Below are 15,224 nucleotides of genomic sequence, written 5' to 3'. Positions count from 1 at the left end.
CAGCAGGGACTCCTCAGGCCTACAGTGCGCCTCGATCGATACGGGTGCGGTCTACAGCGGTACGCGCAGCGCGCTGTCGATGAGCTCGGCGGCTTCGGCGGTTCCGGCCGAACCGCTGCGCACCAGGTGCTCGCGCACCGCGCGGAGTCTGTCGCGCAGTCGCTGGGACTCCATTCCGCGGGCCTGTTCGGCCATCTGCACGGCCGTGGCCACCGCGTTGTCCGCGTTTCCCTGGCGCAGTTCGATGGTGCTGAGCATGGCCAGCCGATGCACCCGTCCCCGGTCGTGGGCCGGGTTGTCGACGGCGGCCGCGGCATGCTCCCGGGCGGCGGCCAGCTCGCCGAGACTGAGCAGCGCCTCGGCCACCTGCACATTGACCAGACCGGGTTGGACATAGCCGGTCTCGTCGGGTTCATAGCCGCGCCGGATGCGTTCGGCGGCCGCCTCCGCCCGCCGGATGCAGGACAGCGCGCTCGTGCCGTCGCCGAGGTGGGCGTACGCCTTGGCCTGCATCGCGTAGAGGTCGGAGGCGAGCGCCGGGGTGATGTGCTTGCCGGCGGCGCGCAGCGCGGCCTCCGCGAACGCGACGGCCTGCCGGAACTCCCGCATGAACAGCGCCTGGTTGACAAGGAGCGCGATGACGTACGCGCCGAGTCCCCGGTCGCCGCTCGCCTTCGCCAGGCGCAGGGCCTGGTGGAAGTAACGCTGAGCGAGGCCGTGGGCGTCGGAGTCGTAGGCGCAGATCCCCACAATGGCGACCAATCCCCCGGTCGCCCGGTGCAGTTGACGCCCCGTGGCGTCCGTGTAGCTGCCTCGCAGCAGCGGAGCCGCCTCGGCGTTGAGGAAGCCGACGACCCTGCTGCGGGTGGCCATGCCGCCGGCCTTGCGGTACATCTGCTCGTAGTGGGCGCGGGCGGCACGCAGCATCTCCAGGTCGCCCGGGGTGACCCGGTGCCGGCCGCCACGCGAGACGTCCACGTCCTCAGGGGGGTTCTCCCACTCCCACACCGGCATCACCGCGGGCGTGCCGGTGACGGCGGGGGCGCCGAGTATGTGCGGGCGCTGCTGTTCGTCGGACCGCCACAGGGCCGTGGCCCGTTCGACGAACCCGGAGAGCGCGGTGGTGTGCGGGACACTGGGCTCGCCGGGCACGCCGAGGCCGATGTCATCGAGGGTGACCGTGCGGTGCAGCCGGGCGGCGAGCACCTCGCAGATCAGGTCGGGCACCTGGCCACGCGGCCGCTGGCCCTTCAACCACCGTGCCACGGCGGTGTGTTCGTAGCGGAGCGAGAGTCCACGGGCCCGGCCCGCCTGGTTGACATGGGCGGCGAGACCGGCGTGCGAGATCCCCGCCTCGTCCAGGATCGCGTCGAGCAGAGAATTGGGCTGCATGAATGCCCCCCCGAGTGGCCTGGTGCCGTCAGCGTAGTGCGTGGGTGTTCACACGGGGTGTGAACGGAGTGCGCGAATCCGCAGCGTACGCACGCTGTTGCGGAGCGTGTCGGACCGGTTGACTGAACTGCCTCGCAAGAGGCCGGCCGGGCCGCCGGCTCCCCCCCTCCTACAGTGCGGTGGCCTGGCCGATGTCCGGGGGCTAGCGGTGCGTTGACGGCTGCGGGTGCGCAGGGGTCGGTCGCACGGTTCCCCGCGCCCCGAGCAAGGCGCGTTGCTGTGCACGGTCGTTGGTCAGTGCGAGGAGTGCGATGTCGTCGGAGGGACGGCCGTTCGTGTGGTGGAGCAGGGCGGTGAAGACCGTCCTCAGGATGGTCTGCGGAGAGACCGGGCGGTCCCGTACCGCTTCCGCCAAGGCCCCCCGCAGGGAGAAGAAGTGGCCCCGCGCGTCTCTCGCGTCCTCCGCACCGTCCGTATAAAGGACGAGGGAGTCGTCCGGGAGCAGTCGACCACAGTGCGTGGCGGCAAGGTCCGGCGGCAGGGGGAAGGGCCCCAGAGGCGGCAGCGGTTCCGCCCCCGACAACGGGCCGATCCTCGTCCCGCTGATCAGATACGGCCATGGATGGCCGCAGTTGAGAGCGCGTAGTTCGCCGTCCCCGGCGATCTCCAGCAGGAGTACGGTGACGAACTCCTCGGCGACCGGGTTGTCCGGGTCGAGGCCGCTGGAGGGGTGTTCGGCGCGGGCTCGTTCGCGCAGGTGTCTGGCGAGGGCGCGGTCCAGCCGGCCGAGGACATGGCCCAGTTCGGGCTCGTCGTGGGCGGCCTCGCGAAAGCTGCCGAGGACGGCGGCGACGGTGCCGATGGCGGCCAGTCCGTGCCCGCGTACGTCGCCCATCACGACCCGTACGCCGTGCTCGGTGGCGACGGCCTCGTAGAGGTCGCCGCCGATGATCGCGCCCCGGTCGGCGGAGAGCTGGGCGGCCGCGACGTTCAGCCCCGCGAGACGGGGCGGCAGAGGCCGCAGCAGCACGCTCTGCGCGGCGCAGGCGACCCTGCGGGCCTGCCGTAGCTCCCGGAGCAGGGCCCGGCGGACATGGAGTATCAGCCCGGTGCCGACCGCGAAGAACACGGCGCTGGTGACGATCCGCGCGCCGAGCCCGTTCTGCTCGGCCAGCGGGCATCCGAATTTGTACGAGACCGCGACGGCACCCCACACCGTGGGCAACCCCAGGGCGAGCGCACAGCGCGAGGACCGAGAACGTGTCCGGGGCCGCCTCCCACGGGGAACCCCAGCCTTGATGCGGATCATGCCGATGGCCCCCAAGTAGGCCCTGACAGAACAGACGGACCGACCCCGAAAGGCCGGTCCGATTCTGTCGACGGCATGCCCCGAAAGGGCCATGTCCCGGATGGATCTCACCCGAATGAGTGACCGTCCGTCAGACACCCGCATTTATGCAGGTGGCAAGCGCCCCGAAGGGACTCGGGACTGTGTCCGTTGCGCCTAGCCCCGCAGCACCGCTCCCGTGCGCTCGCCCGCCAGGGCGACCGCCGCATCCCGGGCAGCCGACGCCTCGTCCACCGTCAGCGTGCGATCGGACGCCCGGAACCGCAGCGCGTACGCCAGCGACTTCTTCCCGTCGCCGAGCTGCTCGTCGTTGACATACACGTCGAACAGCCGGATGCCTTCGAGCAGTTCACCCGCGCCCTCGCGCAGCGCGGCCTCGACATCCGCGGCCGGTACCGGCTTGTCCACCACGAGGGCGACATCCTGCGTGGCCACCGGGAACGTCGAGATGCTCGGCGCCTGCGGCACACCGTCGCCGGCCTGCTCCAGGGCGTCCAGGTCCAGCTCCATCGCGCAGGTGCGCGCGGGCAGCCCCAGTGCCTTGAGCACGCGCGGGTGGAGCTCGCCGGCGTGGCCCACGACCCGCTCGGTGCCGTCGGCGACGACCGCCAGCTCGGCGCACCGGCCGGGGTGCCACGGCCCGTACTGGCCGGACCGCACGATCAGCTCGGCCCCGGCCTCACGGGCGACCGTGCGCCCCGCCTCGACGGCGTCGGCCCAGTCGGCCGGACGGCCCTTGCCCCACCAGCCGGCCTGCTCGCGGGCGCCCGTGAGGACGGTGGCCACGTGCCGGGGCTGCTCGGGCAGCACGGCGTTCAGCGCGGCGAGTTCCTCGTCGGTCGGGCGGCGGTCGACCGGCAGATGACCGGCGACGCCCTGCTCCTCGCGCGGGAGGAAGACCAGGCCGGTCTCGAACAGCGCCAGGTCGTGGGCGCCCCGCCCGTCGTTGCGGCGCAGCGCACCGAGCAGACCCGGCAGCAGCGAGGTGCGCAGCGCGGGCTCCTCGTCGTTGAGCGGGTTGGTCAGCCGGAGGGCACGGCGGGCCGGGTCGTCGGCAGCCAGGCCCAGCTGGTCGAAGACCTGCTCGCTGACGAACGGGTAGTTCGGCGCCTCGACATAACCGGCCCCGGCCAGCGCGCGGCCCACCCGGCGGTGCAGCCGCTGACGGTGGGTCAGGCCCCGGCCGGACGGCGCCTTGGGCAGCGTGGAGGGCAGGTTCTCGTAGCCCTCCAGGCGGATGACCTCTTCGGCCAGGTCGTTCTGTTCGATGAGGTCGGGCCGCCAGGACGGCACGGTGACGATCAGTTCGTCCTGCCCGTAGACATCGCAGCCCACCTCCTGGAGACGGCGGACGACGGTCTCCCGGCCGTACTCGACACCCGCGACCTTGTCGGGGTGGTTCGCCGCGACGGTGATGGTGTGCGGCGCGGAGGGCGCGATCACCTCGGTGACGCCGGCCTCGGCGGTGCCGCCGGCGAGCAGCACCAGTAGGTCCACCGTGCGCTGCGCGGCGGCGGCCGCGGCCTGCGGGTCGACCCCGCGCTCGAAGCGGCGGGAGGCCTCGGAGGACAGCTTGTGGCGGCGGGCGGTGCGCGCGATGGCGACGGCGTCGAAGTGGGCCGCCTCGATCACCACGTCGGAGGTGGCGTTCTCCATGTCCTCGTGGTCGGCGATCTCGGTGTTGGCGCCGCCCATGACGCCCGCGAGACCGATCGGGCCGCGGTCGTCGGTGATCACCAGGTCCTCGGCGTGCAACTTCCGCTCGACGCCGTCGAGGGTGACGATCTTCTCGCCCTCGGCCGCGCGGCGGACGCCGATGGTGCCCTGGACCAGGTTGCGGTCGTAGGCGTGCAGCGGCTGGCCGAGCTCCATCATCACGTAGTTCGTGACGTCGACGGCGAGCGAGATCGGGCGCATGCCGACCTTCTGGAGCCGGCGCTGGAGCCAGATCGGGGAGCGGGCCTCGGGGCTCAGCCCGGTGACCGTGCGCGCGGTGAACCGGTCGCAGCCGATCGGGTCGGCGACCTGGACCGGGTAGCCGAAGGCGTTCGGGCCGGGTACGTCGATCAGCGCCGGGTCGCGCAGCGGCAGACCGTAGGCGATGGCGGTCTCGCGGGCCACACCGCGGATGGACAGGCAGTCGCCGCGGTTGGCGGTGACGGCGATGTCCAGGACCTCGTCGACCAGTTCGAGCAGCTCGATGGCGTCCTTGCCGACCTCGGTCTCCGGCGGCAGCACGATGATGCCGTGGGTGCCGTCGGCGCCCATGCCCAGCTCGTCGCTGGAGCAGATCATGCCGTGGGAGGTCCTGCCGTACGTCTTGCGGGCGCTGATCGCGAACCCGCCGGGGAGCACTGCCCCTGGCAGGACGACTACGACCTTGTCGCCGACGGCGAAGTTGCGGGCGCCGCAGACGATCTCCTGCGGCTCACCGGTGCCGTTGGCCCTGCCGACGTCGACCGTGCAGAAGCGGATCGGTTTCTTGAAGCCCTCCAGCTCCTCGATGGTGAGGACCTGGCCGACGACCAGGGGGCCCTTGAGGCCGTCGCCGAGCTGCTCGACGGTCTCGACCTCCAGACCGGCCGAAATCAGCTTGGCCTGCACATCGCGGCCGGTCTCGGTGGCCGGCAGGTCGACGTACTCCCGCAGCCAGGAAAGCGGGACCCGCATCAGATCTCCATCCCGAACGGCCGGGTGAACCGGACGTCACCCTCGACCATGTCTCGCATGTCCTCGACGTTGTGGCGGAACATCAGCATCCGCTCGATGCCGAACCCGAAGGCGAAGCCGCTGTACTTCTCCGGGTCGACGCCGCAGGCGGTGAGCACCCGCGGGTTGACCATGCCGCAGCCGCCCAGCTCGATCCAGCCTTCGGAGGAGCAGGTACGGCAGGGCCGGTCGGGGTTGCCGACGGACTCGCCCTTGCAGACGTAGCACAGCATGTCCATCTCGGCGCTGGGCTCGGTGAAGGGGAAGAAGTTCGGCCGCAGCCGGGTCTTCATGCCCTCGCCGAACAGCGACTGGACCATGTGGTCCAGGGTGCCCTTGAGGTCGGACATGGTCAGGCCCTCGTCGACGGCGAGCAGCTCCACCTGGTGGAAGACCGGGGTGTGGGTGGCGTCCAGTTCGTCGGTGCGGTACACGCGGCCGGGGCAGATCACGTAGACCGGCAGCTCGCGGTCGAGCAGCGAGCGGATCTGGACCGGCGAGGTGTGGGTGCGCAGCACGACACCGGACTCGGTGCCGCCCTGCGGGCCCTCGACGAAGAAGGTGTCCGCCTCGCCGCGCGCCGGGTGGTCCGGGCCGATGTTGAGGGCGTCGAAGTTGAACCACTCGGCCTCGACCTGCGGGCCCTCGGCGACCTCGTAGCCCATGGCCACGAAGATGTCCTCGATGCGGTCCGAGAGCGTGGTCAGCGGGTGGCGGGCACCGGCCGGGACGCGGTCGTAGGGCAGTGTGACGTCCACCGCCTCCTCGACCAGCACCCGGGCATCGCGCTCGGCCTCCAGCTCCTCCTGGCGGCCGGCAAGGGCCTTGTTCACGGCGCCGCGGGCCTGGCCGACCAGCTTTCCGGCGGCGGCCTTGGCGTGCGGGGGCAGGGCGCCGATCTCGCGGTTGGCGAGGGCCAGCGGGGAGGTGCCCCCGGTGTGGGCGACCTTGGCCTCCTGGAGCGCGTCGAGGGAGCCCGCGGCGGCGAACGCGGCGAGCGCCTCGTCCCGCATGCGCTCGATCTCTTCCGGTTTCAACGCCTCGACCTCGACAGGGTCGTACGACTTATTGGGTGCCGACATCTCTTCCCGTGCTTCCGATTGGCTGGCGGTGGTCCCCGAGACCGTTGGTGGGCCGTGTGAAGGACACAAAGGTGCCAAAGGCCGAGTCTAACGGGGTGGAGGAATGCGAAGCGCCCGCGGGCTGCTCAGGCGGTCTCGGTGAGCCGGACGGTGTCCGTGATCTCAGGCGAGATACGCCGGTGCGCTCACGGGCAACGTAAATCGGAACTCGGCGCCGCCGCTCGCGGCGCGTCCGACGGTGATGGTTCCGCCGTGGGCCTCGACGATGCCCTTGACGATATAGAGCCCGAGGCCGGTGCCCCCGCGCTTGCTGCCCCGCCAGAAGCGGGTGAAGACGCGGTTCATGGACTCCTCCGGGATGCCTGGCCCCTCGTCGCTCACGGTGACCGACGTGCCGGCGCTCTCCCCTTCGCGCGGGGACGCCGAGGGCGTGACGTCAATGGTGACGGCTCCCTCGCCGTGCCGCACGGCATTTTCGATGAGGTTGCTGAGGACCTGGTCGACCTTGTCGGGGTCGGCCCACAGCGCGGGCAGCGGCTGCTCGATGCGGAGCAGGAACCGGTCGGCGGGCTGCCCGGCGGCGACATACGCCTGGATGTGCCGCCCGACGGCCGCCCCTATGTCCACGGGCTGCCGGCGCAGCTCAAGGCGTCCGCTGTCGATCCTGGAGATGTCCAGCAGCTCGGCGATGAGCCGGGTGACCCGGTCGGCGTCGGCGTCGACCGTCTCCAGCATCAGCCGCTTCTGGTCGTCGGTGAACCGCTCCCATTTGGCGAGCAGGGTGGCGGTGAACCCCTTGACGGAGGTCAGCGGGGAACGCAGCTCGTGGGCGACGGTGGCGATCAGCTCGGCGTGACTGCGTTCGGTACGGCGGCGGGCCTCGGTGTCCCGCAGCGACACGACGACCCGGCGGACGGGCCCGGTGGGCTCGGCGCGCACATACCTGGCGGACACCAGCACCTCCCGGCCGCCGGGCAGCAGGAGGTTCCGCTCCGGCTGACCGACCCGGATGGCGAGGCCGCCGTAGGGATCGGTGAGCTGCCACCAGCGCCTGCCCTCCAGGTCCTCTAACGGCAGGGCCTTCTCCAGCCGTTGTCCGAGGGCGTCGGCGGGGGCGGTGGCGGTGATCCGGGCGGCGGCCGCGTTGAAGCGTACGACGATGCCGTGCTCGTCGGCGACCACCAGGCCGTCGGGCAGTTCGTCGGGGTCGACACCGGAGCCGGTGAGGTCGCCATGCCGGGGTGCGGGTACGCGGCCGGTGCCGCTGCCGCCCGGCGCGTTGCTGGTGCCGACACTCATCCCCGTACTCCACCTCTCAGACGGCGCAGCAGGCCCCCGAGCTGGTCACCTTACTAGCTCTCGGTGACGGAACGGCACCCTCCGGAGGCACGCTGTGCACGGGCCGTTGCGTACAGACATACGGCGGCGGCGGTGGCGAGGTTCAGGCTTTCGGCTTTCCCGTGGATGGGAACGCGCACGACGGCGTCCGCCAGCGCGCGGGTCTCCTCCGGGAGCCCCCAGGCCTCGTTCCCGAACACCCAGGCGGTGGGTCCGCCCATCGTGCCCTTGTCGAGCTCGTCGTCGAGGTCGTCGGTCCCGGCGCCGTCGGCGGCGAGGATCCGCACACCGACGTTCTTCAGCCCGGCGACGGCCTGCTCGACGGGCACCCCTACGGCGACGGGCAGATGGAAGTGCGACCCGACGGAGGCGCGCACGGCCTTGGGGTTGTACAGGTCGACAGAGGCATCGGTCAGTACGACGGCCTCCGCACCGGCAGCATCCGCGCACCGCAGCACGGTCCCGGCGTTGCCAGGGTCGCGGACGTTGGCGAGGACGGCGACGAGCTTGGGACGGGCGGCGAGGATGTCCTCGAACGGGGTGTCGATGAACCGGCAGACACCGACCAGCCCCTGTGGGGTGACGGTGGTGGAGATGTCGGCGACGACCTCTTCGGAGGCGAGGTGGATCCGGGCGCCGACGTCCCGGGCGTCCCCGACGATGTCGGCGTACCGCTCCGCGGCCTCGACGGTCGCGAACAGCTCGACGAGCGTCGCCGTCCCGTCGACCCGATGCCCCACCGCCTCCCGCACAGCCTGCGGACCCTCGGCGAGAAACAGCCGGTCCTTCCCCCGGAAGTTCCGCTTGCCAAGCCGCCGAGCGGCAGCCACACGGGCGGAGCGGGGGGAGATCAGCTCGGGGGTGGGCATCTTGTTCTTCACCTTCAGCAAGAGATGGGGCGGCAGGCAACAGTAGGACCCGCAGGCCATTCAGCCTGCGGGTCCTTCAGTCACGTCGGCCAAGGCCAGCGCCAGCGTCACGCCGCCTTCGGCGCGTTGACGTCCGCCGGCAGCGCCTTCTGCGCGACCTCGACGAGCGCGGCGAACGCGCCGGCGTCGTTGACCGCCAGCTCGGCCAGGATCTTGCGGTCGACCTCGACGTTCGCGGCCTTCAGACCCTGGATGAAGCGGTTGTACGTGATGCCGTTGGCGCGGGCAGCGGCGTTGATGCGCTGGATCCACAGCTGCCGGAAGTCGCCCTTGCGCTTCTTGCGGTCGTTGTAGTTGTAGACCAGCGAATGGGTGACCTGCTCCTTGGCCTTGCGGTACAGGCGCGAACGCTGACCGCGGTAGCCGGAGGCGGCTTCGAGGATCGCCCGGCGCTTCTTGTGGGCGTTGACTGCCCGCTTGACGCGTGCCACTTGTTAACTCCTTGTAGCGGGGCCGCGGTTGACTCACGCGGCCCGGAAACGACTGGGTCCCGGTGCTGACTTCAGGGCGCCGGCCGGCGCCCGCGTGTCACTTGCCGAGAAGCTTCTTGATCTTCGCGGTGTCGCCCGGGGCCATCTCGGCGTTGCCGGTGAGGCGACGCGTCACACGAGACGACTTGTGCTCGAGCAGGTGGCGCTTGCCGGCGCGCTCACGCAGCACCTTGCCGGAGCCGGTGATCTTGAAGCGCTTGCTGGCACCGCTGTGCGTCTTGTTCTTCGGCATAGCGCCGTTATCTCCTCGTCGATGGCGCTCCGGTGCCCGGTCGCGAAACCGGGCACGGTGGAACGTCGCTCTTGTATCGATTGCATCCGGAGACTTTCGCCCCTGGGTGCTGACCTGGGGCGGTTGCCCCCGGGATCACGCCTCGGCGGGCTCCTCGGCGGGCGCCTCGGCCTCCGCGTCGGCCTCCAGCTCAGCCGCGTTCTGCGACTTGCCGGGGTTGGCCTTCGCTTCGGCCTTGCGGGCTTCCTGCGCCTGCCTGGCCTCGGCCATCGCCTCGGTCTTCTTCTTGTGCGGACCGAGAACCATGATCATGTTTCGGCCGTCCTGCTTCGGGTTCGACTCGACGAAACCGAGGTCCTGGACGTCCTCCGCGAGACGCTGCAGCAGTCGGTAGCCCAGTTCGGGCCGGGACTGCTCGCGACCACGGAACATGATCGTGATCTTGACCTTGTCGCCCTGCTTGAGGAACCGTACGACGTGACCCTTCTTGGTGTCATAGTCGTGCGGGTCGATCTTCGGCCGGAGCTTCATTTCCTTGATGACCGTGTGCGCCTGGTTCTTGCGCGCCTCACGGGCCTTCATGGCCGACTCGTACTTGAACTTGCCGTAGTCCATGAGCTTGCAGACCGGCGGGCGTGCGCTCGCCGCCACCTCGACCAGGTCGAGGTCGTACTCCTGCGCAAGCTCCAGTGCCTTGGCCAGGGGGACGATGCCCACCTGCTCGCCACTGGGACCGACAAGTCGCACCTCGGGAACGCGAATCCGGTCGTTGATGCGGGGCTCGGTGCTGATGGATCCTCCTCGGTAGCACCACGCGACGGTCTGGCGGACAGCCGCGTAACGTCTGTTTTCGTGAGACCTAACCGCACCGAAGCAGAAAAAATGCCCCGGACGATCACAGGCGGGGCTCCTCGAACTACCGGAACACCGCCGCGAGGATCGCGGGGCGCACTATCGGACGGAACGCCGTCGCCATAGCGGCGAAGCGACCGTCTGACCGGTGACCCGCCGCCCAGCAGGGCGATCAGGTGGGAGTTCGAAGCCTCCACTTGTGGGCCGGGTCGGTTAGCCGCGAGGCATACCCGTCCGGCCGGTCGTCACACAAGGTTAGCAGCAAAGCGGAGAGAGGACCAATTGGGACGTCCTGGGCCCAGGTCGGAGCCCTGGGTCCGCTGCGCCTATCGTGGGCGTCATGAGTGAGACGCCCCTTCCTGGCCCCGGTGACGCCGGACAGCCCGACTTCGACGAGATGACCCGCGACATCGCCGAGGTCCCCGCGGTCGAGGTGATCGTGACGGTCGCCGTCAACCTGATGAGCGCCGCGGCCGTGAAGCTCGGTCTGACCGAGGAGGGCGACAAGTACAAGGACCTGGACGAGGCCCGCAAGCTGGTCACCGCCCTCGCCGGACTGCTCGACGCGTCCGCGACCGAGATCAGCTCCTTCCACGCGGCCCCGCTGCGGGACGGCCTGAAGTCGCTCCAGCTGGCCTTCCGCGAGGCCTCGATCGTCCTCGACGAACCGGGCCAGGGCCCCGGCGAGAAGTACACCGGCCCGGTCTACGGCTAGCGATCAGTTCCTTACGTACAAGGGCTCGCCCGGCGGCGTGGTCCCGGCCGGCAGCAGTGCCAGGTCGAGGCCGCGTACCAGGCGGGCCCGCAGCGTCTCGTCGGCGGCCAGTCGCCCGGCGACGGCCTGGACGGTCTCGGCGGCCGGCGCGGCCGGGTCCAGGACCAGGGCGAGGGTGCCGTCCGTCTGCCCCGGCCCGAGGTGGGCGCGGTGTACGGCGGGTTCGGCGGCCACCGCGGCCCGTACCGCCTCCCGCACCGTCGGGTCGGCGAGCGGATCAGCCGTCGTACGCCCCTCCGCGAGCGCCCGCAGCGCCGATCCGGTCAGTTCGAACGGCACCGGCCCCGACAGGTCCAGCACCACCGTGTCCGCCTTCTCGTGCGCGGCGGCCTGCAGCGCCTGGTGCAGGGGTACGGCGACGGGCCGCGCCGCCGGGTCCCAGCGGGCCAGCGACTCGGTGGAGGTGAAGGCGGGCAGGGCGGTACGGTGGCCGGCCTTCAGGGTGGGGACGGCCATGTCGCTGGTCTTCTCGCGGCGCAGCCCGTTCTCGTCCTCCTCCACCTCGCCCAGGACGGCCACCACCGGGACGAGCAGCCGCGCGCCCTTCAGTGCCGCCAGGACGGGTCCCGTCGCCGTCCGGTCCTCGGCCCAGGCGGCCAGCGCGGCGGTCAGCCGGGGGTCGGCGGAGCCGTCGTCGTCGGAGTAGCCGGAGTCGGGAATGTTCTTGTTCGCCACGGTCCCCGACCCTATCGGTGGGATGCTGCTGCGGTTGTGCGGGCCCCGAAACCGGATCGACACGGCTTTCACGGGATTCTCAGATATCCCTGACCTCCTTCTAACTTCCGACAAACGGATCGCACAGTCCCCGCCCCAAGCATCGCGGGCATGGAGTCCCCCAGAGCCACCTCAGGATCCCGGCGGGGCCGCCGCCGTGCCCGGCCCCGGCGCCGGGCCCTGCTGTACATCTCCCTCGCAACGGTCGCCGTCGTCGGCGCCACCGCGGCGGGGACCGTGTATGTGAAGGCACACGCACGCGACGGCGGCGCCGTATCCTCGGCTGCGTCGCCGACGCCCTCCTCCTCGGCCTCGGCGAGCGGGGAGGCATCGGTGGAGCCCGTGACGGAGCCGGCCGTGGACCGGGACGCGCTGCTGAGCACGGTGATGGAGACGGTGACCGTGCCGTCCGGGGCGAAGGTGTCGGCGGCCGTCCTCGACCTGGACTCCGGCGACAGCGCGACCTACGGCGACTCGGCGTTCGACACGGCGAGCATCGTCAAGGTCGACATCCTGGCGACGCTGCTGCTCCAGGCGCAGGACGCGGGCCGGCATCTGACGGCGACGGAGAAGGCGTACGCCGTGAAGATGATCGAGAACAGCGACAACACCTCCGCGTCGGAGCTGTGGGAGATCATCGGCAAGGCGGCGGGCCTGGACGCGGCGAACAAGCGCTTCGGGCTGACGGAGACGGAGGGCGGTGACGGGGCGCTGTGGGGGCTGACCCAGACCACGGCGGCCGACCAGCTCACCCTGCTCCAGCAGGTGTTCGGGGACGGCTCGAAGCTGAGCGAGGCCTCGCAGGCCTACATCCAGGGGCTGATGAAGACGGTCGAGTCGGACCAGCGGTGGGGGGTCTCGGCCGCCGCCGACGGTCCGGAGTTCGCGCTGAAGAACGGGTGGCTGGCGCGGAGTACGACCGAACTGTGGGACGTCAACAGCATCGGGCGGGTGACAGCGGGCGGGACCGACTATCTGGTCGCGGTGCTGTCCAACGGCACGGTGAGCCAGGCGAAGGGGATTTCGCTGGTGGAGGCGGCTGCGAAGGCGGCGGTGGGCTCGTTCACGGAGTCTTCTTCTGAGAGTGCGGCTGCTTCTGCTTCGCAGTAGGGGGAGGGTTCAACGGTTCGTGGGCGGGTGCGCGCCGGTGGGACCTGGTCGCGCCCACGCGGCGGAGCCGCACACCGATACAGCCCCGCGCTTCTTCAGATCGGTCTGCGGCGGTTTCGCCACAGGACTCCTGCCGCCACCAACAGCACGCCGCCCGCGCCGCCCGCCAGCGGGGCCGCCCAGTCCGTCGCGCTCGTTGTCTGCTTCTCCGTGTCCGGGCCCGGGCCGAAGTACTTCTTGCCGTACGACGCCGACGTGAGGCTCTGTGTCTTCAGCTTGGCCGCGGCCTTGATCGCCGCGGTTGGGTCGATCATGCCGAAGCCCCGGGAGTCGTCGCGGCCGCCGGCCGGGGCGTCGCGGGCCGTGTCCTCCAGGAGCTTTTTGACCTGGGCCGGGGTGAGGCCCGGGTGGGCGGCCTTGATCAGGGCCACGGCGCCTGAGACGAAGGCCGAGGCGGCGCTTGTGCCCCACCCCTCGTAGTACTTGTGGTCCGGGTCGGCGATGACGATGTCGTCGCCGGGTGCGCTGATCGTGGCGTACCAGCGGCGGGTGGAGAAGGCTGCGCGGGTGCCGAACTTGTCCACCGCGGTGGCGGCGATGACGCCGGGGTAGGCGGCCGGGTAGGAGATGTGGTCGCCCTTGTCGCCGCCGTTGCCGGCGGAGGCGACGACCACAACGTCCTTCTTCAGGGCGTACTGGATGGCCTCGTCCTCGCTGGGCTCGGGGTGTGCGGAGTCGGAGTCGTCGCCGAGGGAGAGGTTGATGACGTCGGCGCCGTGGTCGGCGGCCCAGCGGATGCCCTCGGCGAGGGCGTTGCCCCGGGTGGAGCGGGCCTTGCCGCGGGCGCTGTCGCCGTCTTCGAGGATGACCCGGACGGGCAGGATCCTGGCTTCCGGGGCGACCCCCATCACACCGTCGCCGTTGCCGACCCCGTGGCCGTGACCGGCGATGATGCCGGCCATGGCGGTGCCGTGCCGGGCCCAGGTGCGTTCGCCGGGCCGGGCGCCGAAGCCGATCATGTCCTTGGCGGTCAGGACGTTGCCGACGAGGTCGGGGTGGTCGGCCTCGACACCGGTGTCCAGGACGGCGACGGTGACGCCCTTGCCCTTGGTGGTCTGCCAGGCCTCGTCGAGGTGCAGGGCGGACAGACCCCACTGCTGGCTGCGGATGCTGTCGGCGTAGGCGGTCGTGGACGGCAGGAGGGCGAGCGAGCCGGCGAGCAGCAGGCTCACCGCGGCCCCGGTTGCGCGGCGCTTCATGAGGGCTTCTCCGTTGCCGAGCCTGCGGTGTTCTGCCGCAGTCGCCGTTCGATGCGGTCGGCCAGGCCCTGGGCCTCGTTGCCGAGGCCGCCCTGGGCCGCGGCGGTGGTGGCACCGGACGCCTCCGCGTCGGCGGCGGACTGCGGGGTGTCGACGGTACGGCCGTCGGCCCAGCCGGAGACGGCGTAGGCGACGACCGGGGCGTCGGTGAGCACGGAGATCGTCCAGGAGGCCCGCTGGTGCCGGCCGAACCGCTCGGCGGCGGTGCCCTTCGCGGCGTACGGAAGGGGCATCAGGTCGGTACGGCGGTCCAGGTGCTCGTCCTCGAACCGCTTGGCGAGGGCTGTCATCCCGGCCGGGTCGGCCTTGGTGAACAGCAGCCCCACGGTCGTCACATAGCTCTGGGTGGCGTCGGTGTAGGTGGCCCGGATCAGTCGCTGGCAGCCGACGGGGGCGAGGACCTTGCGCAACAGCGGGTCGAAGGCGTCGGCGCAGCCGGTGGCGGGGGCGACGGCGATCCGTGTCCAGGTGCGGTCGGCTCCGCCGGGGCCGGCGCCGGTGCCCTGAACAGTGGGCGGGAACAGTTCGTCGACAGGCACGTTGTGCCACAGGCCGGCGGCGGAACTGAAGCTGCTCGCCGCTGCCACGTCACCGCCGTCGTCGATGATCCAGCTTCCGGTCACCGCGCCGCCGATCAGTCCGAGCCCGAGCACCATGCAGGCGGCGGCAGCGGCGGTACGGGGCGCCACGCGACCGACCAACGACCGCCCCCACCCTCGCTCGTCGTACCCCTCGGGCTCGCCGAAGGTCACAACCGGCCGGTCCCTGCCGGGAGTTCCCGTGGAGGCGGTCCAGGACATCGCGGGGTCCGGCAACAGACCGGGGCCGTGCGACGACGAGGCGGTGTCACGGGGAGGCGGCGCAACACCGGTAGCCGGGGGAGTCGCGGGGCGGGGCGGGGCGACGGAGGCCGGCGCCGGGGCGTCCGTCGGG

Annotated in this window: 14 protein-coding genes; 2 read left to right on the top strand and 12 right to left on the bottom strand. The window is 71.2% G+C overall.

Annotation, left to right across the window (positions count from 1 at the left end; genetic code table 11):
- Nucleotides 1-51 precede the first annotated feature (51 nt).
- The 9 genes from ACZ7OO_RS16190 to infC all read right to left on the bottom strand — a co-directional run bounded on the left by ACZ7OO_RS16190 (nt 52) and on the right by infC (nt 10,313).
- Nucleotides 52-1,392: a transcriptional regulator gene (locus ACZ7OO_RS16190; RefSeq protein WP_471505247.1), complete on the bottom strand. Its 1,341-nt coding sequence runs from the start codon at nt 1,390-1,392 to the stop codon at nt 52-54.
- A gap of 202 nt (nt 1,393-1,594) precedes the next feature.
- Nucleotides 1,595-2,701, bottom strand: a complete 1,107-nt coding sequence (locus tag ACZ7OO_RS16185) for a PP2C family protein-serine/threonine phosphatase (RefSeq protein ID WP_471505246.1) — start codon at nt 2,699-2,701, stop codon at nt 1,595-1,597.
- 195 nt (nt 2,702-2,896) lie between these two features.
- On the bottom strand, nt 2,897-5,410 hold the full coding sequence (gene pheT / locus ACZ7OO_RS16180; RefSeq protein ID WP_471505244.1) for a phenylalanine--tRNA ligase subunit beta: 2,514 nt from the start codon (nt 5,408-5,410) through the stop codon (nt 2,897-2,899).
- A complete protein-coding gene (gene pheS, locus ACZ7OO_RS16175) occupies nt 5,410-6,531 on the bottom strand; it encodes a phenylalanine--tRNA ligase subunit alpha (protein ID WP_352219978.1) in 1,122 nt (373 codons plus the stop codon). Before pheS ends, pheT begins: the two co-directional genes overlap by 1 nt.
- Nucleotides 6,532-6,693: 162 nt before the next feature.
- Complete coding sequence (locus ACZ7OO_RS16170) at nt 6,694-7,830, bottom strand: sensor histidine kinase (RefSeq protein ID WP_471505242.1); 1,137 nt, start codon at nt 7,828-7,830, stop codon at nt 6,694-6,696.
- 53 nt (nt 7,831-7,883) lie between these two features.
- Entirely contained in the window at nt 7,884-8,738 is an 855-nt protein-coding gene (locus ACZ7OO_RS16165) for a TrmH family RNA methyltransferase (RefSeq protein WP_471505241.1), read from the bottom strand.
- A gap of 107 nt (nt 8,739-8,845) precedes the next feature.
- A complete protein-coding gene (rplT, locus tag ACZ7OO_RS16160; protein ID WP_018549117.1) occupies nt 8,846-9,229 on the bottom strand; it encodes a 50S ribosomal protein L20 in 384 nt (127 codons plus the stop codon).
- A 97-nt stretch (nt 9,230-9,326) separates the two neighbouring features.
- Nucleotides 9,327-9,521: a 50S ribosomal protein L35 gene (rpmI, locus tag ACZ7OO_RS16155; RefSeq protein ID WP_189264757.1), complete on the bottom strand. Its 195-nt coding sequence runs from the start codon at nt 9,519-9,521 to the stop codon at nt 9,327-9,329.
- 135 nt (nt 9,522-9,656) lie between these two features.
- The gene (infC, locus tag ACZ7OO_RS16150; RefSeq protein ID WP_352220194.1) at nt 9,657-10,313 is read right to left on the bottom strand and encodes a translation initiation factor IF-3; all 657 of its coding nucleotides are present in this window, start codon (nt 10,311-10,313) and stop codon (nt 9,657-9,659) included.
- Between the two features lie 400 nt (nt 10,314-10,713).
- Here infC and ACZ7OO_RS16145 point away from each other — a divergent pair, with 400 nt between their 5' ends.
- Nucleotides 10,714-11,088, top strand: a complete 375-nt coding sequence (locus ACZ7OO_RS16145) for a DUF1844 domain-containing protein (protein WP_471505239.1) — start codon at nt 10,714-10,716, stop codon at nt 11,086-11,088.
- Nucleotides 11,089-11,091: 3 nt separating this feature from the next.
- Here the strand turns inward: ACZ7OO_RS16145 and ACZ7OO_RS16140 are convergent, their stop codons facing one another.
- The gene (locus ACZ7OO_RS16140) at nt 11,092-11,823 is read right to left on the bottom strand and encodes an SseB family protein (protein ID WP_471505238.1); all 732 of its coding nucleotides are present in this window, start codon (nt 11,821-11,823) and stop codon (nt 11,092-11,094) included.
- 150 nt (nt 11,824-11,973) lie between these two features.
- On the opposite strand from ACZ7OO_RS16140, the gene ACZ7OO_RS16135 reads away from it, so the two are divergent.
- Nucleotides 11,974-12,972, top strand: coding sequence for a serine hydrolase (locus ACZ7OO_RS16135; protein WP_471505236.1), 999 nt, complete (start codon nt 11,974-11,976; stop codon nt 12,970-12,972).
- A gap of 95 nt (nt 12,973-13,067) precedes the next feature.
- Here the strand turns inward: ACZ7OO_RS16135 and mycP are convergent, their stop codons facing one another.
- Nucleotides 13,068-14,231 carry a type VII secretion-associated serine protease mycosin gene (gene mycP, locus ACZ7OO_RS16130; RefSeq protein WP_471505234.1) on the bottom strand — a complete coding sequence of 388 codons (1,164 nt, stop codon included), beginning with the start codon at nt 14,229-14,231 and terminating at the stop codon, nt 13,068-13,070.
- The gene (locus ACZ7OO_RS16125) at nt 14,228-15,091 is read right to left on the bottom strand and encodes a hypothetical protein (protein ID WP_471505232.1); all 864 of its coding nucleotides are present in this window, start codon (nt 15,089-15,091) and stop codon (nt 14,228-14,230) included. The genes mycP and ACZ7OO_RS16125 overlap by 4 nt, the downstream gene beginning before the upstream one ends.
- Nucleotides 15,092-15,224 lie beyond the last annotated feature (133 nt).

It is taken from the genome of Streptomyces sp. NPDC111744 (assembly GCF_055634995.1).
Note: the sequence above shows the minus strand (reverse complement) of the source record. Positions and strands in the feature narration are given on the sequence as shown.